The 21898-nt window shown below is 59.1% G+C and carries 21 protein-coding genes and 1 pseudogene; 8 read left to right on the top strand and 14 right to left on the bottom strand.

What is annotated here, in order from left to right; translation table 11 throughout:
* Positions 1-17: 17 nt before the first annotated feature.
* The 7 genes from CAF74_RS00385 to CAF74_RS00355 all read right to left on the bottom strand — a co-directional run bounded on the left by CAF74_RS00385 (position 18) and on the right by CAF74_RS00355 (position 8329).
* A complete protein-coding gene (locus tag CAF74_RS00385) occupies positions 18-3662 on the bottom strand; it encodes a transporter substrate-binding domain-containing protein (RefSeq protein ID WP_085744961.1) in 3645 nt (1214 codons plus the stop codon).
* 8 nt (positions 3663-3670) lie between these two features.
* Positions 3671-4297, bottom strand: coding sequence for a response regulator transcription factor (locus tag CAF74_RS00380; protein ID WP_007955724.1), 627 nt, complete (start codon positions 4295-4297; stop codon positions 3671-3673).
* A gap of 308 nt (positions 4298-4605) precedes the next feature.
* Positions 4606-5934 carry a deoxyguanosinetriphosphate triphosphohydrolase gene (locus tag CAF74_RS00375; protein WP_085744960.1) on the bottom strand — a complete coding sequence of 443 codons (1329 nt, stop codon included), beginning with the start codon at positions 5932-5934 and terminating at the stop codon, positions 4606-4608.
* Positions 5935-6002: 68 nt separating this feature from the next.
* Positions 6003-7166, bottom strand: a complete 1164-nt coding sequence (locus tag CAF74_RS00370) for an EAL domain-containing protein (protein WP_085744959.1) — start codon at positions 7164-7166, stop codon at positions 6003-6005.
* Between the two features lie 124 nt (positions 7167-7290).
* Positions 7291-7629: a hypothetical protein gene (locus CAF74_RS00365; RefSeq protein ID WP_085744958.1), complete on the bottom strand. Its 339-nt coding sequence runs from the start codon at positions 7627-7629 to the stop codon at positions 7291-7293.
* Positions 7626-8012: a phage holin family protein gene (locus CAF74_RS00360; RefSeq protein WP_085744957.1), complete on the bottom strand. Its 387-nt coding sequence runs from the start codon at positions 8010-8012 to the stop codon at positions 7626-7628. Before CAF74_RS00360 ends, CAF74_RS00365 begins: the two co-directional genes overlap by 4 nt.
* 2 nt (positions 8013-8014) lie before the next feature.
* Positions 8015-8329 carry a YqjD family protein gene (locus tag CAF74_RS00355; RefSeq protein WP_085744956.1) on the bottom strand — a complete coding sequence of 105 codons (315 nt, stop codon included), beginning with the start codon at positions 8327-8329 and terminating at the stop codon, positions 8015-8017.
* 318 nt (positions 8330-8647) lie between these two features.
* Between CAF74_RS00355 and CAF74_RS00350 the strand changes: the two genes are divergently transcribed.
* Entirely contained in the window at positions 8648-9856 is a 1209-nt protein-coding gene (locus CAF74_RS00350; RefSeq protein ID WP_085744955.1) for an ammonium transporter, read from the top strand.
* Here CAF74_RS00350 and CAF74_RS00345 read toward each other — a convergent pair.
* Positions 9853-11565 (bottom strand): monovalent cation:proton antiporter-2 (CPA2) family protein, encoded by a 1713-nt coding sequence (locus CAF74_RS00345; protein ID WP_085744954.1) that lies wholly within the window; start codon positions 11563-11565, stop codon positions 9853-9855. The genes CAF74_RS00350 and CAF74_RS00345 overlap by 4 nt on opposite strands.
* Before the next feature lie 190 nt (positions 11566-11755).
* Between CAF74_RS00345 and CAF74_RS00340 the strand changes: the two genes are divergently transcribed.
* The 4 genes and pseudogenes from CAF74_RS00340 (at position 11756) to CAF74_RS00325 (ending at position 14783) form a co-directional block, all read left to right on the top strand.
* A complete protein-coding gene (locus CAF74_RS00340) occupies positions 11756-11992 on the top strand; it encodes a glutaredoxin family protein (protein WP_007955734.1) in 237 nt (78 codons plus the stop codon).
* 164 nt (positions 11993-12156) lie between these two features.
* On the top strand, positions 12157-12474 hold the full coding sequence (locus CAF74_RS00335; protein ID WP_064598282.1) for a hypothetical protein: 318 nt from the start codon (positions 12157-12159) through the stop codon (positions 12472-12474).
* 68 nt (positions 12475-12542) lie between these two features.
* Positions 12543-13436, top strand: coding sequence for a pseudouridine synthase (locus tag CAF74_RS00330; RefSeq protein WP_085744953.1), 894 nt, complete (start codon positions 12543-12545; stop codon positions 13434-13436).
* A 121-nt stretch (positions 13437-13557) separates the two neighbouring features.
* Positions 13558-14783, top strand: a pseudogene (locus CAF74_RS00325) (IS3 family transposase).
* Positions 14784-14832: 49 nt separating this feature from the next.
* On the opposite strand, the gene CAF74_RS00320 reads toward CAF74_RS00325, so the two are convergent.
* On the bottom strand, positions 14833-15054 hold the full coding sequence (locus CAF74_RS00320; RefSeq protein ID WP_039770418.1) for a YgdI/YgdR family lipoprotein: 222 nt from the start codon (positions 15052-15054) through the stop codon (positions 14833-14835).
* 78 nt (positions 15055-15132) lie between these two features.
* Complete coding sequence (gene mobA / locus CAF74_RS00315) at positions 15133-15735, bottom strand: molybdenum cofactor guanylyltransferase MobA (RefSeq protein ID WP_085744952.1); 603 nt, start codon at positions 15733-15735, stop codon at positions 15133-15135.
* Between the two features lie 81 nt (positions 15736-15816).
* Here mobA and moaB point away from each other — a divergent pair, with 81 nt between their 5' ends.
* The gene (gene moaB, locus CAF74_RS00310) at positions 15817-16356 is read left to right on the top strand and encodes a molybdenum cofactor biosynthesis protein B (protein WP_085744951.1); all 540 of its coding nucleotides are present in this window, start codon (positions 15817-15819) and stop codon (positions 16354-16356) included.
* Positions 16340-17566: a gephyrin-like molybdotransferase Glp gene (glp, locus tag CAF74_RS00305; RefSeq protein WP_085744950.1), complete on the top strand. Its 1227-nt coding sequence runs from the start codon at positions 16340-16342 to the stop codon at positions 17564-17566. Before moaB ends, glp begins: the two co-directional genes overlap by 17 nt.
* A gap of 56 nt (positions 17567-17622) precedes the next feature.
* On the opposite strand, the gene CAF74_RS29175 is transcribed toward glp, so the two are convergent.
* Positions 17623-17931 (bottom strand): hypothetical protein, encoded by a 309-nt coding sequence (locus tag CAF74_RS29175; protein WP_173892738.1) that lies wholly within the window; start codon positions 17929-17931, stop codon positions 17623-17625.
* A 314-nt stretch (positions 17932-18245) separates the two neighbouring features.
* On the opposite strand from CAF74_RS29175, the gene yegS reads away from it, so the two are divergent.
* A complete protein-coding gene (gene yegS / locus CAF74_RS00295) occupies positions 18246-19163 on the top strand; it encodes a lipid kinase YegS (RefSeq protein ID WP_085744949.1) in 918 nt (305 codons plus the stop codon).
* Here yegS and CAF74_RS00290 read toward each other — a convergent pair.
* The 3 genes from CAF74_RS00290 to CAF74_RS00280 all read right to left on the bottom strand — a co-directional run bounded on the left by CAF74_RS00290 (position 19147) and on the right by CAF74_RS00280 (position 21649).
* Complete coding sequence (locus tag CAF74_RS00290; protein WP_007955750.1) at positions 19147-19806, bottom strand: response regulator transcription factor; 660 nt, start codon at positions 19804-19806, stop codon at positions 19147-19149. The genes yegS and CAF74_RS00290 overlap by 17 nt on opposite strands.
* Positions 19803-20696, bottom strand: coding sequence for a sensor histidine kinase (locus CAF74_RS00285; protein WP_085744948.1), 894 nt, complete (start codon positions 20694-20696; stop codon positions 19803-19805). Before CAF74_RS00285 ends, CAF74_RS00290 begins: the two co-directional genes overlap by 4 nt.
* A gap of 482 nt (positions 20697-21178) precedes the next feature.
* Positions 21179-21649 carry a hypothetical protein gene (locus tag CAF74_RS00280; RefSeq protein WP_085744947.1) on the bottom strand — a complete coding sequence of 157 codons (471 nt, stop codon included), beginning with the start codon at positions 21647-21649 and terminating at the stop codon, positions 21179-21181.
* Positions 21650-21898: the final 249 nt, after the last annotated feature.

Here is a 21898-nt window from a genome sequence, read left to right as displayed (position 1 = left end):
TCAGCGTCCAAGCATAGTTAAGCCCCGGTCACTTTGCTCTGGTGGATCCGGGCGAGTTGCTGTTCCAGTGCCTGCTCCAGTTCCAGGATGGCGAGACGGCTGGCCTGACAGCGACGCTCGATCTCATCCCCCGGCAGCGCTTGCAGGCACGCCTGCTCAAGCGCATCGCAGCTGTCGATCAGGCGCGAGGCCTGGGCAATTCGGGCTGCGCCCTTGATCTTGTGGGCGATGACGGCCAGCGCAGGGGGATCTCGAGTAAGGGACAGTGCCTGCAATTCCTGTCGGTCAACGCGGCTGCTGTTGAGCAGTTCTGCCAGCAGGCGGTGAGTCTGGGAAGGGTTGCCGCCGGTCAGCAGTGTGAGCCCCTGCAGGTTGAACGCCGGCGCGCGGAACAGCGGCTGAACGCTGTTGACCCATTGGCTCAGGCTGTTGAGGCTCAGGGGTTTGAACAGGCATTCGTTCATGCCTGCCTGCTTGCAGCGCAGGATCTCTTCGGGCTGGGCATTGGCGGTGAACCCCAACACGGTGCAAGCCGGGCGGTGGGTCAGCTTTTCGTGCTGACGAATCGCGCGGGTCAGCTCGTAGCCGTTCATGACGGGCATGTTGCAATCGGCGATGACCAGATCAAACTCACCGCTCTTCCATTCTTCCAGTCCGCGCAGGCCGTCTTCGGCGATACAGAAACGATGGCCGAGGTATTCCAGCTGCTGGCACATCAGCAACCGGTTGGCCGGATGGTCATCGACCACCAGAACCGTCAGCGGGGTGAGAGACGCGTGAATTTGCGGCTCGTCCTCAGCTTTTGTCACTCTCGCTGGAAAAATCGTCAGTGGCAGCGACAGACTGACCTGGGTGCCGACTCCGGGCAGGCTGCTCAACCGCAGTTTTCCACCCATCATCTCGCACAGGTTACGGCTGATGACCAATCCCAGTCCTGCACCGCTGACGGTTCTCTGTCCGCCATTACCGGCCTGGGCAAAGGGTTCGAACAGACGCGACTGATCCTGCGTCGTGATCCCGATGCCGCTGTCCTGTACGGTCAACTGCACCATCGAGCGTTCGGGATCATTCGTGGGTAGAACATCCAGCGTGATCCTGATGTGTCCTTCTTCGGTGAACTTGATGGCATTGCTGATCAGGTTCGACAGCACTTGCTTGAAGCGCAGGGGGTCGAGGTGCACATCGACATTCAATTCGGCAGGAGTGACGCTAACTTCCAGTGAGAGCTGTTTCTGTCGGGCGAGGCCTTCGAAGATCCTGACCACTGAGCCTATGGTATCAATCAGGTTGATTCGCTCGGGGTGCAGGCTCAATCGCCCGGATTCGATGCGGGCAATGTCCAGTATGTCGCCGATCAGGCCCAGCAGATCCTTGGCCGAATGGTAGGCCGTTTCGATTCCGGAGCGATCCGGGTGAGCCTGATCCATGCGCTTGAGCGTCAATTCGAGCATGCCGATCACTGCGTTCATCGGGGTGCGGATCTCGTGGCTCATGGTCGCCAGGAACGTACTTTTGGCGCGATTGGCATCGTCCGCCCGTTCCTTGGCCGAGCGCAGTTCGTCGAGCAGCTCGCGACGCTCACTGATGTCGATCCAGCCGCCGATGATCCCCCGCACTTCACCACTGGAGTCCCGGTACGGCAGGATCCAGTGATAGATCGTCAGGCGCCGGTTGCCGATCTGCAGCGGCCGGTCGAGCACCAGCGGCCTGCCCTCGGCCACCACCCGCTGGTAGTCGGCCTGAAAAGTCTGTGCCTCGAAAGCATTATTCAATGCACCCTGCATCACGCTTTTGCCGATGACGTCTTCACGCCGGGCATTGAACGCATGGAGATAGCTGTCATTGCAGCTTTGCAGAAGTCCCTGTCGGTCACGCACATAGATTGGATGGGGCGTGCCGTTGACCAGTGAACCCATGAACTCCAGCTGGTCGTTCAACGCCCGTTCGGCTGCCTTGCGTTGATTGATCTGGCGGCGCATGTAGGCATTCCAGAACAGCGACAGCAGCAACAGCAGGCAGGCCCCGCCGATCGCCTGATAGAAAAAGCGCTGGTATTGACGCCAGGTGCCTTGCGAAACACTTGAGTAACCCCGCCAGCGGCCATTGATGATGCCCAGTTCTTCGGGGGTGATGCTCATCAGGGTCTTGTCGATGATCGAGCCCAGTTCCGTGCTGTCCCTGGCAGTTGCCAGCGAGAACGCCGCCTGACGTGTGCCGATGGTGGTGGTGATCTGCAGTGGCTGTTCGAAAATGCGGGAGGAGATGAAGTAGTTGGCGATGACCAGCGAGTTCACTGCGCCCTCGACCTGGCCTTCGTCGAGCAACGCTACGGCGCTGAAGGTGTCCGGCGTTTCGATCAGCTGGATACGTGGAAATTCGGTGCGCAGGTATTCGATCATCGGATTGCCCTGCGCGATCGCCAGACGTTTGCGTTTGAGCTGGCCCAGGTGTGTCGGGCTGTCGGCCGCTTTTCGGGTCAACAGAACGTAGGAGTTTTCCAGGTAGGGACGGCTGAAGGTCAGGGTTTCCTCGCGCTGAGCGGTGGGTAGCAGGGCGGCAATCAGGTCGGCCTGGTGATTTTCAATCTGCCTGATCATCTCGGCATCGCTGCGACTGCGGCGTATCTCGAATCGCAGACCGGTGCGCAGGCGAATAAGCTCGAGCAGGTCGGCACTGATGCCGCGAAAGTTGCCATCACTGTCGAAGAACGTCAGCGGTGCGAAGGCCTCGTTGACGACGACACTTACCACCGGATTCCTTTTCAGCCATTGTTCTTCACGCTTGGTCAGTTGCAACTTCTGGTCGGTGAGCAGTGTGTCGCTGCCGACACTCCAGCGTTTGGCGATGTTTTCGCGCTCGCTGCCCGGAACCGCCTTGAGCACCGCGTCGATGATGCCGGTCAATTGCGTATTGTTGCGATGCACGGCGAAGCTGAAGCCGTGGGCTTCGTGCTTGCCGAAGTTGGCCATGCGGATGTTGTTCAGATAGCCCTTGCTGATCATGTAGTGAGTGGAGATGGTGTCGCCGAGAAACACGTCCGCCTGATCGAACGCGACGGCATTGATCGCGTTCTGGTAGGACGGATAGGAGGTGATGAGGGCTTTGGGATACATCGCCTTGACCTCCTCCAGCGGCAGGTAGTGATAGAGCATGCTCAGCCGCAGACTGGCCAGGCCTTCGGTCAGAGAGCGGGTTTCGCCTTCGCGTGTGACCAGGACCGGTTGATCGACTGCGTAGGGCCTGGACAGCATGATGTTGGCGTTCTCCGCTTCGAACCCGTTGGACGTACCGAGCATGTCGATGCTGCCCTCGATCAATGCGCGGATCGCGGCCTCGCGCGAGGCGAAGCGCCTGACCTTGACCGGTAGCCCCGTCGCCTGTCCCACCAGCCCGGCGTAGTCCGCTGTGAAACCTTCGTAGTCGTGTCCGCTGGTTGTCATGTCGAAAGGGGGGTAGTCCGGAGCGGATGCTCCCAGAATCAACTCATTGCGAGTGTGCAGCCACGCCTCTTGCGATGGCTCGAACAGGACCGGAATTGATCTGTCGGTCGAACGCGCGAGCAGGGCAAGGTCCTGGAAGGTTGACGATGCAACTGTGACAGGCGCGCTGAGACTCAGGCATGCACTCAATGCAATCAGAAAACTCTTTAAGCGACTGGGCATGTTGGCTCTCACACGAGTGCGTTACGTTTGGCCATTTCGATAAGTTCTACAAGGGACTTGGCTTTGAGTTTTTGCATCAGGCGTTTTTTATAAGTGCTGACGGTTTTATTGCTGAGAAACATGCCTTTGGCAATTTCCTTGTTGGTGCGGCCTTGGGCAAATAGTTGCAGGACCATGAGTTCCCGATCATTGACGGACTTGAAAAGTTCAAGTTCTACATAGCGCACATCATCGTGACGAACCGGATTCAAGGCCTGGCTGGGAAAGTAGTTATAACCGGACAGTACGGCTTTGATTGCACTGACCAGTTCACTCAGGTCTTCCTGTTTGCATACATACCCCGACGCACCTGACTGCATGCAGCGAATGCCGAACAGGGTCGGGCATTGTGCGGTCAGCACCAGGGTCTTGAACGGCGAACTCATGGAGTTGAAGCGGGCCAGGACCTCCAGACCGTCGAGTTTGGGAATGCTGATGTCGAGAATGATCAGGTCGGGCATGCATTCGCGAACCATCTGCATGGCATCGACACCGTTATCGGTTTCTCCGACGACTTTATAACCTTCATGCTCCAGCAGCATTCGAACGGCGAGGCGGATGACCGGGTGATCGTCGACAATAAAAACGGAGTTCATAATCAAATCCCATACGAGCGCGAATAAAGGGCGCACCTTAGCTCAGATGAATGAGCGGTCGCATGAACTGACGGAGTGTTAGCGGCAATCTAGGATAAGTCCTACAAATAAAGAGGAATCAGACTACGTGTTAACTAGGTTTGCCGTAGGTAGATGCGTGAGATGTCCAGTGACGGGGCTTGATATAAGTTTAAGTGCGCAGAGAAAGTTTATCGGGAAAAGACCTTCGATGATTGTTCTTTGTTTATTTAAGACATTATCTTCGGCCCTCCCGACCAATCCATTGCAGATCGGTCGGGAAGCAGGCGTCAATGGCTGGAACGTCCGGTCATTTCCAGTGCCATGTCACTGGCGTAGCTGTCGGTCATGCCGGCGATGAAGTCGATCATGCGCAGGAACGATGCATGCAGCGGGCCGTGCGGGTTCGGCGCATTATTGCCCAGCAGATCGAGAATCCGGCGGCTCTTGAACGACGGCGTGCGGCCGTTGTGCTGTTCCAGGGCAGCACCGCAGAAGGCGTTGAGCAGAATCTCCAGGGTCGTGTAGGCGCCGATCTCATGCAGGGTCTTGCGCTTGTCCTGGAATATTTTCTTGCGGGCGATGTCCTTGGCGTTCAACACACAGCGTTTGGCCGGTCCGTGCATGTGTTCCACCAGATCCCCCGGCAGCGTACCGGCCAGCAGCGCGTCCTGTTGTTCGACGAATGCCCGGGCAGCGGCGTTGGTCAGGTGCTCGATGGCCTTGCCGCGCAGGATCGCCAGTTTGCGCCGGCGCGAATCCTGGGGACCGAGCTGGCGATAGGTTTCCGGCAGATCATCGCCGACCAGGCCGAGCAGCAGCGACTCGACTTCGGCGTATTCCAGCAGCTCCATTTCCAGGCCATCTTCCAGATCGATCAAGGCGTAGCAGATATCGTCCGCCGCCTCCATCAGATACACCAGCGGATGGCGCGCCCAACGCTGCTCTTCCAGTTGCGGCAGACCCAGCTTGTGGGCGATCTGCTCCAGCAACGGCAACTCGCTTTGGTAGCAACCGAACTTGTGCTTTTTGTAGCCGAGGGAGTCGGCGTGACGGGCGGTCCACGGGTACTTCAGGTAAGTGCCGAGGGTGGCGTAGGTCAGCCGGGTGCCGCCGTCGAACTGGTGATACTCCAGTTGCGTGAGGACCCGGAAGCCCTGCGCATTGCCTTCGAAGTTCAGGAAGTCACCGCGCTCGGCGTCGCTCATCGCATCCAGCCAGCCACGCCCGGCAGCCTGCTGGAACCAGTGACGGATCGCGTCTTCGCCGGAATGGCCGAACGGCGGGTTGCCGATGTCGTGCGCCAGGCAGGCCGACTGGACCACCATGCCCAGATCGCTCGGCTCGCACCATTCAGGCAGGGCGCGGCGCAGGGTCTCGCCGACACGCATGCCCAGCGAGCGGCCGACGCAACTGACTTCCAGCGAGTGGGTCAGGCGCGTATGAATATGGTCGTTGCTCGACACCGGATGCACCTGGGTCTTGCGCCCCAGGCGGCGGAAGGCGCCGGAGAAGATGATGCGGTCATGGTCTTTATGGAACGGGCTGCGGCCAAGTTCCTGCGGGCTGTGCAATGGTTTGCCGAGACGTTCGCGGTTGAGCAGGGTATGCCAATCCAAGGCTGATTCTCTCCGTCTGGTGACTGATTCCCTAGCTTCCCGGTTCAGGCTGGCATCTGCAAGCGCAACTACAAGCCCGCCGCATCGATGTCGATCAGCAACAGACGCTCGCCGTTATCGAAAAACTGTCCGGCGGTCAGGCAATACTGGTTGCTGGTGGCGTCGCGATAGGTGTTGGAAAGGGTCAGGCGCCGTTCTTCCCAGCCTTCGGCCAGGAGGTGATAGAAGTACGGGCGCCACGACCAGTTGTGGCCCAGGTAGCGGTTGTCGGCCACCCAGCCGCTTTGTCGCCACTCCAGGTTCGGCGTCAGCTGGGTGCCGTGACGGTCGCATTGGTAAAAGCGCAGCAGCCAGGGGAACGCGTCGAGCTGTGGCAGTGCACTGAGCGGCGCGCGGGCCTGGGCCCAGGTTTGCAGGATGGTCATGAGTTCGCTGAGCTGCTGGCGCATGAACATCAGCTTGCTGCGCTCGGCCAGCTTCTGACGCACGTAAGACTGGCGCAGCTCGGCAAAGCGCTCCACGAAGTCATTCGTACCGAAAAGCGCCTCCTGCGCCCGGGCGAACAGAAATCCCTGCACGTAACGCGATCCGCACTCCAGCGCAAAATTCAGTTGCGCTGCGGTTTCCACGCCTTCGGCGATGATCCAGCAGCCGGTCTTTTCGGCCATTTGCGCGAGGGCCTTAACCACGTCACTGCTCGGTCCGCCAAGTGCGGCGGCCTGGAACAGGCGCATGTCGAGTTTGAGAATGTCCGGTTGCAGCGCCAGCACGCGATCAAGCTGTGAATACCCCGCGCCGAAATCATCGATGGCAATCCGGGCGCCGGCATCGCGATAGCGCGCCACGACTTCGGTCAGGCGCTGGCTGTTACCGCCCAGTTCAGTGATCTCGAAAACAATCCGTTGCGGGTCGATACCGTGCCGCGCGAGTTGCTTCAGGCTGGGCAGTGCTTGGTCGGCACGCAAGCGGCTGATCCAGCGCGGTGACATGTTCAGGCTGAGAAACCAGTCCGGCGGCGCCTCGTGCAGTCGACTCAGCGCGTTGTCGCGGATCTGCCGGTCCATTCGGCGCAGCGCGATGGCCGGGGTGCGCGGGTCGGCGAACAGCGGTCCGACCGATGCCAGTTGGCCATCGGCCTGGCGCAGACGACCCAGTGCCTCGACGCCTGCAATGCGTCCGGTGGCGGTATCGATGAAAGGTTGAAAGCAGGCGAGCGGTTGCCCGTCGATCACGGGGCCTCCTTGTCGTTCTTGTTCTGGTCAGATTTTGCCGGCCGGATAGGCAAGCGGGATTGAATCTCCGGATAAGAGATTCAATCCCGCCGGTGTTGCAAGAATGCAGCCAGATGCGTGGGGATCAGCGCTTGCTTGAACTCTGCATGACCAGCTTGATCAGCGGAGCGAGGCTGGTGCCCAGGCGGATCAGTCGGGTCAAGCCGCCGACGCCACCGCTTTTGGCCCCTTTACCCGTGATGAAACCCAGCAGCGTCACAGCCGCCACGCCCCACAACGGCGCGTGCTTGATGCCGAAACCGCCCTGCAGGTTCTGCGTCATGCCACGCATACGATGCAGAGGTTGCAAGACCTGGCCGGTTTCATGGCGGATCTCCTGTCGATGCATTTCCATGCGCAGGCGGATCAGTGCCTTGCGCATTTCCCGGCGTGAGCTGTTGTGCGGAAGTTCAGGCAGGCTCATGGCAGCAGGCGCTCCCGATCATTGGCCAGTTCTTCCAGCGTGCCGTGGAAGGGCGAGGATTCATCGAAGATCGCGGCTTTGAGACGCAGCGCGCAAAAGATTGCCGCCAAGGTGTAGAACACGCACAGACCAATAATTGCGGCCAGGCGATACGTGTCCCAGAACACGATCAGGACAAGCGTCGACAGGCCGACCAGCAACAGCAGCGCAAACACCAGCGCCAGACCGGCGAACAGCAACAGGCTGACGGTGCGTGATTTCTGTTCCTGCAGTTCGATGCCGAACAGTTCGACGTGGCTGTGCAGCAGACCGAGAACGGCAGCCCCCAGGCGACGCGTGGAAGAGGCGGTGCCCGCATTCGGGCCGGATTCACCGATCGACATGATCAGCGCCGCGTGGCCAGCAGGCCGATCAGAAAGCCGACGCCGGCGGCGATGCCCACCGATTGCCAAGGGTTGGCCGACACATAATCCTCGGTGGCGGTGACCGCCGCCTGACCGCGCTCGCGTAGGGTTTCTTCGGTCAGCTTCAGGGTTTCCCGCGCGCGAAGCAGGCTTTCGTGGATCTGTTCGCGCAGCTCGTCAGCCTGATCACCGGCCAGCGTGGCGGTGTGTTCCAGCAACCGCTCAGTGTCGCTGACCAGAGTCTGGAAGTCGTTCATCAGGATTTCTTGAGCAGTCTTTGCCTTGATGCTGGCCATGGGGGATCTCCGTAAGTGGCGTTCTGAAGCGGTGTTCTGAAGCGTTCGAGTATGAGCCAAGTGTGAAGGTTCAGTGCAAATGGCTGGTACAACTTTTGCTGTGTCGTGGTGCGTCGATCGGTGACAGTGCGCTGTTGCCGGGCGTGAAGCCGGGCAGAGCAAGGCCCGGATGATGAAGGTTCATGTCAGCCCATCGACCTTGTGCGCCAAAGCGGTTCACCGGACCACCGGATGAGTGATCGTGCAGTCGCAACTTGGTGCATGAAATGCGCGCATGAACCGCTTTGGTGCCTTTTTCTGCCTTGGGTCTGCCTCCTCATGGAAAATCTGCAAAGCGCTGTGGACACGCTGGTTCACAGTTCCAACACGTTGTTCATTCTGATCGGTGCGGTCATGGTACTGGCCATGCACGCCGGTTTCGCGTTTCTGGAGGTCGGAACGGTTCGCCAGAAAAACCAGGTCAACGCCCTGTCGAAAATTCTCAGCGATTTTGCGGTCTCGACCCTGGCCTATTTCTTTATAGGCTACTGGCTTTCGTATGGAGTGACATTCCTGCAACCGGCGGCGGTGCTCAGTGCCGATCATGGTTATGGGCTGGTGAAGTTTTTCTTCCTGCTGACCTTTGCGGCGGCGATCCCGGCAATCATCTCCGGCGGTATCGCGGAACGGGCGCGATTTGTGCCGCAACTGTGCGCCACGGCGCTGATCGTAGCGTTCATCTACCCGTTTTTCGAAGGCATGATCTGGAACGGCAACTACGGTCTGCAAGCCTGGCTGACCGCGCAGTTCGGTGCCCCTTTCCATGACTTCGCGGGTTCGGTGGTAGTGCATGCCATGGGCGGCTGGCTGGCGCTGGCGGCGGTGTTGCTGCTCGGGCCGCGTAACGGGCGCTATCGCGATGGCAGGCTGGTGGCGTTCGCGCCGTCGAGCATTCCTTTTCTGGCGTTGGGTTCGTGGATCCTGATCGTCGGCTGGTTTGGCTTCAACGTAATGAGCGCGCAGACCCTGCAAGGGGTCAGCGGACTGGTGGCAGTCAACTCGCTGATGGCCATGGTCGGCGGCACGGTAGCGGCGTTGATCGTCGGGCGCAACGACCCGGGTTTTCTGCACAATGGCCCGCTTGCCGGGCTGGTGGCGGTGTGTGCCGGTTCCGACCTGATGCATCCGGTCGGCGCTCTGGTGACCGGCGCGATTGCCGGCGCCCTGTTTGTCTGGTGCTTCACGGCGGCGCAGGTCAAATGGCGCATCGACGATGTGCTGGGTGTCTGGCCGTTGCACGGTCTGTGTGGTGTGTGGGGCGGCATTGCCTGCGGGATCTTCGGCTCGACCGCGTTGGGCGGACTCGGCGGCGTCAGCCTGATCAGTCAGTTGATTGGCACCGCCCTCGGTGTGGCGGTGGCGCTGATCGGCGGTTTCGCTGTCTATGGTTCGATCAAGGCGCTGCATGGTCTGCGCCTGAGCCAGGAACAGGAGTACTACGGCGCTGACCTGTCGCTGCACAAGATCGGCGCGGTGAGCCAGGACTAGGTCTCTTCATCGTCGGTTCCGGGGTAAAAGCCGTGAAGCAGGCGATAGCGATCGATGCGCACCTGATCGACTTTCTCCTGCACCCGGTGCGCAGGAAACCCCAGCAGGATCAGAGCATGGGAACCGAGCATCAGGCTCGACTCCAGCAGTTCCGGCACCACTTCGCTGGCGCCGGCTGCCTTCAGCTCTGCCGACTGGCTGTCGTCCCGGGTGCGCACCAGAATCGGCACCGTCGGGTTGAGACGTCTGGCCTCCTTGAGAACCCGCAAGGCCACATCGGCCTGATCCACGGCAATCACCAGCAACCTGGCGCGCAGCAAACCGACGGCGGTGAGCAGATCCCCGCGGGTTGAATCGCCGTAGTGGACGTCGCGTTCGGCGGTGGCGGCTTCCTGAATCCGCACCGGATCGTTGTCCAGCGCGACGTAGGATTGCCCGGCATTGCGCATGAAGCGTCCGATCGACTGACCGACACGGCCGTAGCCACAGATCACCACATGCCCGTCGAACCCGGCATTGAGGGCGCTGATTTCCTCGATCTGCGCTTCCTGATTGGGTTTGCGGTGCAGGGCGGCGGCGATTCGCGGTGCGGCGCGTAACAGCAGGGGCGTCAGCAGCATCGAGCAGAAGGTGGCGGCGAGCAGCAGGGCGCCGATCTCGGCGGGGAGCAACCGGCTCTGCTGCATCTGCGCCATCAGGGCGAAGCAGAATTCACCGCCCTGGGCGAGGGCGAGACCGCTGCGCCAGGCCGTTTCACTGTCGCTGCCGCGCCATTTCACCAGCAGCGCCACCACCAGCCCTTTGATCACCAATAAACCCAGGGTCATGCCGATAATCAGCAGGCTGTGGCTGGCGAACAACTGCAGGTCAATCAGCATGCCGATGCTGACGAAAAACAGCCCCAGCAGAATGTCGCGAAACGGCCGGATGTCGGCCTCGATCTGATGCCGGTAATGGCTCTCGCCCAGCAGCATGCCCGCGAGGAACGCGCCGAGGGCCGGAGACAGACCCAGCAGGTGGGTCAGCCAGGCCGTCAGTAACACGATCACCAACGCCAGCAGCACGAACAACTCTGCGGAACGGGATGCCGCGACTTCTTGAAACAGGCGGGGCAGCAGCCAGCGGCTGGCCAGCAACAAACCGAAAAACAGCAATACGGTCTTCAACAAGGTCAGGGGCAACGTCCAGTACCAGGCCTGATCACTGCTGCCGGCGAACACCGGCACCAGCGTTAGCAGCAACACGGCCACCACGTCCTGGAACAACAGGACACCCACCGCGTTCTGGCCATGGCTGCTGAAGATTTCGCCGAGACTGCCCAGCTCTTTGGTTACGATTGCAGTGGATGACAACGACAGGCCAGCGCCCAGCAGCAAGGCCGGTGTAGCAGGCATGCCCAACAGCATCAGCACGCCTCCCAGCAGGAATGTGGTGATCAGCACCTGCTGGCTGCCCAGTCGGAAAACCACCTGGCGCAGGGCAATCATTTTCGACAGGGAGAACTCCAGCCCCAGGGAAAACAGCAGAAACACCACGCCCAGTTCGGCAAGATCCGGCAGATGTTCGCTTTCATTGATCCAGTCGAATGCCTTCGGCCCGACCATCAAGCCCACGCACAGGTAGCCCAGCACAGGCGGCAGGCGCAGGCGACGGAACAGGGCAATCATCACCAGGGACGACGCCAGAATGATCAGCAGATTGGCAAACACAAGGCACTCCGGGACAGGTCAGGCTCTTCAAGCGTAGAGGTAAAAAACACCGGAGCATCGCGTAAATGGCGATTTTGTGGGCTGATTTACATCAGGGTTTTACAAGGGACGGGATCGAACCCGGTGGGTGGGTCGACGGGCTTTGCGGGCAGGCCTAGAATGATCACTCGATTTTTGGGGTTGAGCGCACATGCTTCCTGAATGCCAGTTGTTCGGCACCCTGGGGTGCCATTTGTGTGAAGTCGCGGAGGCCGAACTGATGCCTTTTGTCGAGCATGGTCTGCTGGTGGAGCTGGTGGATATTGCTGACGATGAATCATGGTTCGAGGCTTACAGCCTGCGGATCCCGGTCTTGCGCAGGGTCGATACCGGCGCGGAACTGGGGTGGCCGTTCAGCGCCGATCAGGTGGTGGCATTCCTGCGTTAATGACTTTTTCTCGTTTGCGTTGATGGCGTTCGTCACCTTCGCTAATCACGGCTTGGCACTTTTCGGGTTATTCGGTTACTGTATGCGCATACAGTAATTGGGTTGGCCTGCCTTGCCGTTTTCGGGCATTTGTCAGGGCAAACTGGATGTCAGAGGGAGCCACCGTGGTCAATGTCGAACAGTTGAAAAGCAGCGTGAACGGGATGTCGGTTGACGTGGTGCGCGAGGCCGTCCACGAATTGCGCCTGGACGGTCTGGTCACGGAAGGCAAGACTCCCTTCAACAAGCTGCATTTCAATACCTGCTTTGCCGAGATCGAGGCGTTGTTCCAGCGCGCCGGCTATCACAAGCAACTGGATGTGGTCGGTTATCAGGGGCTTTTGTACGCCTTGTATGACCCAGGTCGCTGGGAAGCCGTTGATGTACTTCGCTGGCTGAAGGAATTCACCGAGGCAGCAGCGCTCAAATCGATCCCCGCCTGATTCCGCGCTAGGTCTGCTGCGCCCGGTGTTGGATAATGCCGCTCTGCTTTGAAGGTTAGAGTTTTCGTATGTCCAGCACATCAACGTTTTCCGCCGCACAGAATCTGGCCAGCACGCTGTATCTACCCCCCGGTAGCTGGCGGACAGTGCTCGACTGCCTGTGTGAGCATTTCAATGCCATCGGGCGCGATCAATGGCTGGATCGGATCGCCCGGGGCCGGGTGCTCGACGGTCAGGGTCAGCCGATTGCGTTGGACTTGCCCTACAAGGAAGGGCTGCGCATTCACTATTTCCGTGAAGTGCCGGATGAAAAGCCGATCCCGGTAGTCGAGTCGATCCTGTATGCGGACGACCATCTGGTGGTGGCGGACAAACCGCATTTCCTTCCGGTGACCCCGGCCGGCGAGTACGTCGAACAGACGCTGCTTCGCCGATTGATCCGGCGCCTGGACAATCCCCATCTGGTGCCGTTGCACCGGATTGATCGGCACACGGCCGGACTGGTGATTTTCTCTGCCAACCCACAGACGCGGTCGGCGTATCAGTCATTGTTCCCGACACGGCAGATCGAGAAACGCTATGAAGCCATTGCGGCCGCGCTGCCCGGGCTGGATTTTCCGTTGGTGCACAAGAGTCGCATGATCGACGGCGAACCGTTTTTCCGCATGCAGGAAGGGCCGGGTGTGAGTAACACCGAAACGGCGGTGGAGGTTCGTGAAAAGAACGGCGAACTATGGCGCTACGGCCTTTATCCAGTGACCGGCAAGAAGCATCAGCTACGAGTGCACATGACGGCGCTGGGGGCGAGCATCTGCAATGATCCGTTCTACCCTGAAGTGCTCAAGGACGTTGAAGATGACTACGCCAATCCGCTCAAACTGCTGGCGCAGGGATTGCGATTCATCGATCCGGTCACGGGGCAGGTGCGCGAATTTGAAAGCCGGATCACGCTGGACTGGTGATTCCGGGTATCGACCCTTTTCTGCCAGACACGAAAAAGCCCGCATATTGCGGGCTTTTCTGTATCCGCTGTCTCGTCCTGAATAAGGTTTACACCTTCTGGCTTCTTATCAGGAGTGTGCAATGGATTCGGGCTCAAAACGCAGTCAACGCGATTACACGCTGACTTTTAAATTGTCGGTTGTCGACCAAGTCGAAAAAGGCGAGTTGAGTTATAAATAGGCTCAACGGCGCTACGGAATTCAGGGTCGGTCGACGGTGTTGGTTTGGTTACGCAAGCATGGTCGGCAGGACTGGAGCCAAGGCGCCTCCATTCGTTCCCAAAGGAACCGACCGATGGACGAGCCCACTTTGCCCTTAACTCCCGAGCAGAGAATCAAAGAGCTTGAGGAGCAGTTGGCGCTGGCGAATCAGAAAGCCAAGTTTTTTGAAGACGTGGTGGATGTACTGAAGAACGACTACGGCGTCTCTGTCGTAAAAAAGCGGCCCGGCAAGTCGTTGCGCAGACCCAAACCCTGAGTGTTAGCAGGGCTTGCCAGTTTATGGGGATCAGTCGCCAAGCCTTTTACAAACGTAATCGCGTCTATCGGGCTCGCATCGAGCAAGATCAGAAACTCATCCAGTTTGTGCAGACAATCCGAGTACGCCAACCCTGCATTGGCGCCCGCAAATTGCACTCGTTGATGCACGCGGAGCGTGAGAAACAGGAGCTGCATGTCGGCCGCGATCGGTTATTGGCTGTCTTGCGTGATCACCGCCAACTGGTCCGCAGGAAGCGGGCTTATCACAAAACGACCGACAGTCATCATCACTTCCGCTGCCATCCCAATTTGCTCAAACCAGGCCCATCGCAAGTTGTCGCTACCGGTCCGGAACAGGTTTGGGTAGCCGATATCACTTATCTGTCCACCAAGCGTGACGATCCGGTCTATTTGAGTCTGGTGACGGATGCCTTCTCGAGAAAAATAGTCGGCTATCACGTGCATGGCAGCTTACATGCCGACTCGGTGGCTCAAGCCTTGCGCATGGCTTTGAAGACGCGTCGAACACGCCAGAAACTGGTTCATCACTCGGATCGAGGTGTGCAGTACTGCTCGGCGCTATATCAAAAGCTCCATGCCAAACATGGCATCACGTGCTCAATGACTGATGGCTACGACTGCTACCAAAACGCCTTGGCAGAGCGGGTCAATGGCATCTTGAAGACAGAGCTTTTGCTCCATCGGCCAACAGACCTGGCGCAAGCGGAGCAAATGGTGCGGGAGGCGATCTTGATCTACAACCAGGAGCGCCCGCACCTGTCCTTAAAATACAAAACGCCCGATGCGGTGCATCGGGCGTTAGGGTGAAACAGGTGTAAACCTATTTCAGGACTAGACACGCTGTCGAACTGAAGACTTACAGCTCTTTGACTGTGCGGACCTGGTCCTTGTTGATGCGAGTGTGCTTGCCGTCCAGTTGTTCGAACTCGTAGAAGCCCGAATCTTCATCATACTTAGGGGCGTCGACAGCCTGGATTTCGCGACCGTCATTCAAGGTGATCACTGTTGGCGAAGCGCAACCGGCGAGGGTGGCGAGGCCCAGTGCGAGCATGAAAGTGGCGAGGGTCCGTTGAGTCATGAGTGTGTCTCCGAAGGGAAATTCTTTTGGTTACTGAGCTTGAGACGTATACAAGGCGTGCAAGTTCCTTGAATGCTGTCAGTCTGACACAGTGTTGTGCGAACTCAACAGTTCAGGGGTGTTGAGATTGGCCAGGCGTGGATCGTTGTCAGGGCAAACCAGGGCCTGGGCATCAAGATTGCGCATCACTCGGCCGGGGCTGCGTTCTCCTGCGCTCCAGGCGTTTTCGAATGCCGGCAGGAGTGCCACCGGGATCACGCAAAGTAGCGGTTCCCAGTGATCGTCATGGCGCAACATTAAAGGTTTTTCAGAATTCAGACTGGCCGCCTCGCGCATGCTGTGCAGAAGCGCAATATCGATGCGCGGAACATCACAGGGCAGAACCAGCAGGTGGGTGTGGCGCGCGGCTTTCAAGCCGGCGCGTATACCGGCCAATGGTCCGGGAAAGTCCTCCTCGTCATCGCTTACCAATTGGTCGGCGAACGGCGCATAGCGTTCACGATTGCGGTTGCAGGAGATGATCAGGTCATCCGTCAACGGCCGAACCTTGCGATGCAGATGTGCGATCAGTGGTTCACCGTGCCATTCCACAAGTCCCTTGTCCTGGCCGCCCATCCGCTGGCCGCGTCCACCTGCCAGCAACAGAATGGAGCAGGGTGGTAGTGGCGAGTTCGAAGTCATGGCAGCTCTCTGCAGGGGCGGCGAAAAAAGGGGGCGCTGTGATATAACACCGGGCTGTTTCTCCTACAACTGGACGAGCCTATGAAAGCCAAGGCTGATGTACCTTTCGTGCCGCTTAATATCGCGGTGTTGACGGTCAGCGATACCCGAACCCTGGAAACCGATACCTCCGGCCAGGTCTTCGTCGACCGGCTGACGGCCGCCGGCCATTATCTGGCGCAGCGAGTGCTGCTCAAAGATGACCTGTACAAGATCCGTGCGCAAGTCGCCCACTGGATTGCCGAAGACGTCGTGCAAGTCGTGCTGATCACCGGAGGCACCGGTTTTACTGGCCGTGACAGCACCCCGGAAGCGGTCGCTTGCCTGCTGGACAAGCAGGTCGATGGTTTTGGTGAGCTGTTCCGCCAGATCTCGGTCGCCGACATCGGCACCTCCACCGTGCAATCCCGAGCTTTGGCGGGACTGGCCAATGGCACGCTGGTCTGCTGCCTGCCAGGCTCGACCAACGCAGTGCGCACCGGTTGGGATGGCATCCTCGCCGAGCAACTGGACTCACGCCACCGCCCGTGCAATTTCGTCACTCATTTGAAACAGGCGGCGCCTTGTGAATCCCGTGGGTAAGCCGGGCAAGACCGGCAGCCTGATGCCCGTCGAAGAGGCATTCGCGCGATTGCTGGAAATGGCCGAGAGCTCGCGGATTGTCGAGAGTGAGTTTTTGCCACTGGCGCATGTTCAGGGGCGGGTGCTGGCGCAGAATCTGATTTCGACACTGGATCTGCCGCCGTGGCCGAACAGCGCCATGGACGGTTACGCGTTGAATCTGGCCGACTGGACCGGCGAACCGTTGCCGGTCAGTCAGAAGATCTTCGCCGGACAGGCGCCCAAGCCTTTGGAACCAGGCACCTGTGCGCGGATCTTTACCGGCGCGCCGGTGCCTGCCGGTGCCGACTGTGTCGAGATGCAGGAAAACGCCGAGATTCATGCCGACGAACGTGTGAGTTTCATCGAGACGATGGTGACCGGGCAAAACATTCGCCCGCGAGGCCAGGAAACGACTGTTGGCGAGCTGGTCTTGCCTGCCGGAACCCGGCTCGGTCCGATCGAGCAGGGGTTGGCCGCGTCACTGGGTTGCGCTGGGCTCGAGGTGACTCGCCAGGTCCGTGTGGCGGTGCTGTCCACGGGGGACGAGTTGGTCGAGCCGGGCACGACACTGGGGCCGGGACAGATCTACAACAGTAACCGGGTGTTGTTGTGCAGCTGGTTGCAGCGCCTGGGATGTGAAGTGGTGGATGCCGGTATTCTTCCTGATGACTTGCACACCACCCGTGCGCGACTTGGGGAGCTCCAGGATGTAGACCTGATCCTGTCGACCGGTGGCGTATCGGTAGGGGAAGCGGATTTCCTCGGAATCGCATTGAGGGAAGAGGGCGAACTGACACTCTGGAAGCTGGCGATCAAACCCGGCAAGCCGCTGACGGTCGGGCATTTTCGCGGTGTCCCGGTGATTGGGTTACCGGGTAATCCGGCCTCGACACTGGTGACCTTTGCTTTGTTGACCCGACCTTATCTGTTGCGTCGCCAGGGCGTGCAGGATGTCGAGCCGCTGAAGTTTTCGGTGCCCGCAGGATTTGTCTGGCCTCAGGCCGGTAACCGCCGTGAATTTCTGCGCGGACGTCTGGAGCAGGGGCAAGCGATTATCTACCGCAACCAGAGTTCGGGCGTTCTGCGCAGCGCTGCCTGGGCCGAGGGTCTGGTGGAGGTGCAGGAAGGCCGAGTCCTGGCCAAGGGTGACCAGGTGCCATTCATTCCACTCAGCGAGCTTCTCGGTTGATTGCAGGCATTTGAAAGGCAGGCATCGTCGCAAAACGATGCGTGCCTTTCAGCCGTTCAACGGCTGAGCAGTGTGACGAGCTGATCGAACCGGCTGTTGGCAATCCAGCCCAACAGTCCGAGCACCATCGCTGTCGCGCCTGCCGAATAGGCAAGACGATGTTTGATGGCTTTGACGTCTCCTCTGACTTCGTCCATGTCACGTCGAATGTACTTGAGGTGAGTTTCCAGCTCGGTGACGCGCGGTTCCATTTCGTTTTCTCCAGTACTTCTGGCGCTGCATTTGAATTCGTCTTTAAGACTGGCGCGACTTTCGGAGAGAGAGGCAACCGGACTCACGGATAATCTTGCTTCATGGCTTTGCATGGAAACACCCGCCTGATGCGATGGGGTTCTGTCGGCAAATGCCGGAATGCAAATTTTCGTAAGTCCTGAAACTGTATGCACTCATTACATGCACATCCTTGTGTAATTGAATTGAAGATTGCTGACGCCGACACACGTTGTACCAAGGACCGGGCTGGGTCAATTGAGCCGATTCCTTACGTTCTGTACGAAAATGTACCGGCATGTAGGACGATCAGTGTGAGCCTCAGGAATTAATCAGAAGGCGTGTGACTTTTTTACCTGCGTTGGTGGTCAAGATGTCCCGTACTGATTCAATTCCGGGAGTAACAGCAATGAGTGAACGCAAGGCATTGTTGATTCTGCATGGCAAGCAGGCACTCAACGAGGCGGTTCGTGCCGCTGTCGAGAACAAACGCAAGCAGGGCTGGGAACTGGCTGTGCGCCTGACCTGGGAGGCCGGCGATGCCCAGCGACTGGTGGAGGAGGCGCTGGCGGCGGGATACAGTCAGATCATTGCCGGTGGCGGAGATGGCACCCTGCGCGATATCGCCGAAGCAATGGCGGCGCAGCCGGGCAAGGCCAGCCTAGTGCTGTTGCCGCTGGGAACCGCCAACGATTTTTCCCGCGCGGCGGCCATTCCGCTGGAGCCGGCCGAGGCGCTCGAATTGCTTGAGGCACCCGCCCATGACATTGATCTGGGCGAGGTCGGCGGGCAGATTTTCCTGAACATGGCCACCGGCGGATTCGGCAGCCAAGTAACCGCCAACACTTCGGAAGATCTGAAAAAAGTGCTGGGCGGCGCGGCCTATCTGTTCACCGGTTTATCGCGGTTCAGTGAGCTGCATGCCGCTTACGGCGAATTGCAGGGGCCGGATTTTCACTGGCAGGGCGAGTTGCTGGCGCTGGGGATCGGCAACGGTCGTCAGGCCGGCGGCGGGCATGTGTTGTGCCCGGAAGCGTTGGTGGACGACGGTCTTCTGGATATCAGCATTCTGCCAGCGCCACAGGAGCTGGTCGGCACGCTGAAAAATCTGCTCAGCGACGGATTTGGCATCGATAACATGTTCGTGCGTACCCGTTTGCCGTGGGTTGAAATCAAGGTTGCCGAAGGGCTTTGCATCAATCTCGACGGTGAGCCACTGGAGGGCGACAGCCTGCGGTTTGCGGCGCGCCCGGGGGCGTTGCGTTTGCATTTGCCCAAGGACTCGCCGCTGTTGGGCGCAACGCCCCGGGTCAGTCGTCCAGACTGATGATCTGTTCGCGCACGGCGAACAGCACCAGGCCCGCCACATCGTAGATTTGCAGGCGTTTCATGATCTGCGACCGGTGGGTTTCGACCGTCTTGATGCTCAAGCCCAGGCCATTGGCGATTTCTCGCGTGGACTTGCCGCGCACGATCAAACGCAGGATTTCCAGCTGGCGTGCCGTGAGGTTGTGCGACTCGGCGACTTCCGGCTGCTGCTTCAGATTGCGGGTCAGCGCCTGATTGATCACGGTATGGGCGATGGCAGGACTCAGGTAGCGCTCGTTGTTGCGCAGCGCTTCCAGTGCATGTTCGAGCTCGGTGGCCGTGGTGTCCTTGAGCAGGTAACCGTGCGCACCGGACTCCAGCGCCTGCATGATGAGCGCGGGGTCGGTGTGCATCGACAGGATCAGCACTTTGGCGTGCGGGCGTACCCGTCTGAGCCGCTGCAAGGCTTCCAGGCCGCCGGTTTCCTTCATGGAAATGTCCAGCAATACGATATCGGGAGACAGCAGCTCGACCATCTCGAGCAGCTGCGAGCCATCATTGGCCTCGCCGATGACCGCATAACCGGGAATATCCAGCACCAGGGCGCGCACGCCGGCCCTGATCAGCGAGTGGTCATCCACCAGAAGTAAGTTACAAGTCAACGCATAACCTTATTCGTACTGGCCCGCTCGAGTGCACGGGGCGCCCAGGGGAATAGTGCTTCGATTTGAGTACCTTTGCCCGGCTCGCTGGTCACGCTCAGTGTGCCGCCCAGTTGCTCGATCCGTTCGGCCATCCCGGCCATGCCCCGCTGTCCTTCGCGACCCGGATTCGCTGCCGGGGAAAAGCCCAGGCCATCATCGCTGATCAGCAGGGTCAAGCCCTGCGGCAGGCGTTGCACGCGGATCAACAGGTTTTTGGCCTGCGCATGGCGAAGGATGTTGGTCACCGCTTCCTGAGTGATACGAAAGGCGGCCACGGCCATTTCTTCGGGGATTCCGTTCAGGCGCTGCTGGCAGTCCAGACTCCAGTGCACCGAAGTATTGGCCAGTACCTTGAGCAGGTGCGCACGCAAGCTCGCTTCCAGACCAAGGCTGGTCAGTTGCCGCGGGTTGAGAATGGCCGAAACGTCGCGAACCTTGTTAAGGGTTTCTTCGAGCGTCTCGCAAAGTACTGAACAGTGTTCCTGCATGTCCGCGGGCAAGCGACGCTTGAGCCATTCGCTTTGCAGCTTGGCGGCGGTCAGCAGTTGGCCGATATCGTCATGTAGTTCACGGCTCAGGCGATGGCGCTCGTTTTCTTGGACTTCCAGCAAACGGTCGGCGAGTTCCTGAGGCTGGAACTTGATGGATTTGCGCGACAGACGATGTTGGGTCCAGACGCAACCGGCAGCCGCCACGTTGATCAGCAGCAGGCCGAGCGACAACGGCGCAGAGATGCCATAGCTCAACAGACTGCCCAAGGCCGAAGCCGTGCACAGCAGGAGTGTGAACCTGCGGGCATTTTCTCGGGAGGGAGGCCATGTGGTGATTGACTTGAGGCTGGCGTACATAGCGGATGGAGCCAATGGATGTTCGCTGCGGGCAGACCGGTCAGAAGGGCTGGCGGTCTCTGTCTGGAAAACTGTCATTCAGGTTGTTGATTTCAAAACGGTTCAGTGATCGATAATTGAGCGCCAACTTCGGTGGAGACTGCTCATAGAAGTCACAATGCCATTAACTGAAACAACTAACGCGCGGCATAATACCACTTAACATACCGTTGGTCGCGTTTGCGCTATATGTCCAAAGAGTCAGGAAACAGGCCATGTTGGACGAGGGTTCCATAATGGAAAAGTTGAAGTACCCGACTCGATAATTATCGATGCACCACAAGTTTTCTTTTACACAGGAAAACCCTGACATCCGCAGAGGATAGTCTGCATTCATCGCACGTAATTATTTATTGGGAGGTGTCGCAGGCAGGCATGAACTATTCAATTGCGACATTCGACGGCGAGAACTGACGGGCCCGAACAGCCCACTGTATGCTCGGTTACGCTTGGCGCTCCGTCCAGGAGACGAGGGACATCGGCTTGCCATTGAGCGGCATTTGAAAGTGAGTCTGTCCGACCTGGCAGGCAAAGGCTTCAATCAGCGACGCCTGCTCGCTTTCATCGAGGCCCAATTGGCCGGTGCTTGGGTCAACCAGCTCCAGTTGCCAGGCCATCAGGGTGAAGCAGTCTTTCAGTGCTTCCAGGGCCTGCGCATGCAAATCCACGTGATCCTGAACCTGGGTGAGCAGGCCATGCAGGTGCAGGGAGAATTCGGACACCGCCCCCAGCGCCAGGGCATCGGCCTTGTTCGCCAGCTTGAGGAGGGTGCTGAGCATGCAGTCGATGGCGTCCTTGTCATTGCTGATCAGCTGCAAGTGGCTGAGGCATTCTTCAGACTTGGCCAGGAGCGTTTCAGCCTCGACAAGAAATTCGGGGAACCGCTGCGCCCAGTCACTACGGTCGTTCGGCATGCTTATCTCCACCACGTCATGTCTGATGAGGGAATGCCGTGTGTGTCGACGATCATGAACCGTCGCGAGACCGCGCCCCGGTGTGCATTGGCACGGACCTGGGGTTTCAAGAGGATGTGTTTCCACTGAATTGCGATCGCACACAATAGCCTGACTCCGTTCATGCAATGAGAATGGCGTCACATTAATGGCTATTGGATATCGCGAATATCAGGTTGGGCCTGATTGTTACTAGGGGATTCCCTTAGG

This window comes from Pseudomonas sp. R45(2017), from assembly GCF_002112305.1.
Lineage (GTDB): Bacteria > Pseudomonadota > Gammaproteobacteria > Pseudomonadales > Pseudomonadaceae > Aquipseudomonas > Aquipseudomonas paraglycinae.
The sequence above is the reverse complement of the archived record's forward strand: the minus strand, read 5'-3'. Positions and strand labels throughout refer to the sequence as shown.

Coding starts and splice junctions, on each gene's coding strand:
- CAF74_RS00385 (WP_085744961.1), bottom strand. CDS start 3,662: ATGCCCAGTCGCTTAAAGAGTTTTCTGATTGCATTGAGTGCATGCCTG.
- CAF74_RS00320 (WP_039770418.1), bottom strand. CDS start 15,054: ATGACTCAACGGACCCTCGCCACTTTCATGCTCGCACTGGGCCTCGCC.
- CAF74_RS00280 (WP_085744947.1), bottom strand. CDS start 21,649: ATGCCGAACGACCGTAGTGACTGGGCGCAGCGGTTCCCCGAATTTCTT.
- moaB (WP_085744951.1), top strand. CDS start 15,817: ATGAAAGCCAAGGCTGATGTACCTTTCGTGCCGCTTAATATCGCGGTG.
- CAF74_RS00360 (WP_085744957.1), bottom strand. CDS start 8,012: ATGTCGATCGGTGAATCCGGCCCGAATGCGGGCACCGCCTCTTCCACG.
- mobA (WP_085744952.1), bottom strand. CDS start 15,735: ATGACTTCGAACTCGCCACTACCACCCTGCTCCATTCTGTTGCTGGCA.
- CAF74_RS00330 (WP_085744953.1), top strand. CDS start 12,543: ATGTCCAGCACATCAACGTTTTCCGCCGCACAGAATCTGGCCAGCACG.
- CAF74_RS00285 (WP_085744948.1), bottom strand. CDS start 20,696: ATGTACGCCAGCCTCAAGTCAATCACCACATGGCCTCCCTCCCGAGAA.
- CAF74_RS00365 (WP_085744958.1), bottom strand. CDS start 7,629: ATGAGCCTGCCTGAACTTCCGCACAACAGCTCACGCCGGGAAATGCGC.
- CAF74_RS29175 (WP_173892738.1), bottom strand. CDS start 17,931: ATGCAAAGCCATGAAGCAAGATTATCCGTGAGTCCGGTTGCCTCTCTC.
- yegS (WP_085744949.1), top strand. CDS start 18,246: ATGAGTGAACGCAAGGCATTGTTGATTCTGCATGGCAAGCAGGCACTC.
- CAF74_RS00350 (WP_085744955.1), top strand. CDS start 8,648: ATGGAAAATCTGCAAAGCGCTGTGGACACGCTGGTTCACAGTTCCAAC.
- CAF74_RS00340 (WP_007955734.1), top strand. CDS start 11,756: ATGCTTCCTGAATGCCAGTTGTTCGGCACCCTGGGGTGCCATTTGTGT.
- CAF74_RS00355 (WP_085744956.1), bottom strand. CDS start 8,329: ATGGCCAGCATCAAGGCAAAGACTGCTCAAGAAATCCTGATGAACGAC.
- CAF74_RS00380 (WP_007955724.1), bottom strand. CDS start 4,297: ATGAACTCCGTTTTTATTGTCGACGATCACCCGGTCATCCGCCTCGCC.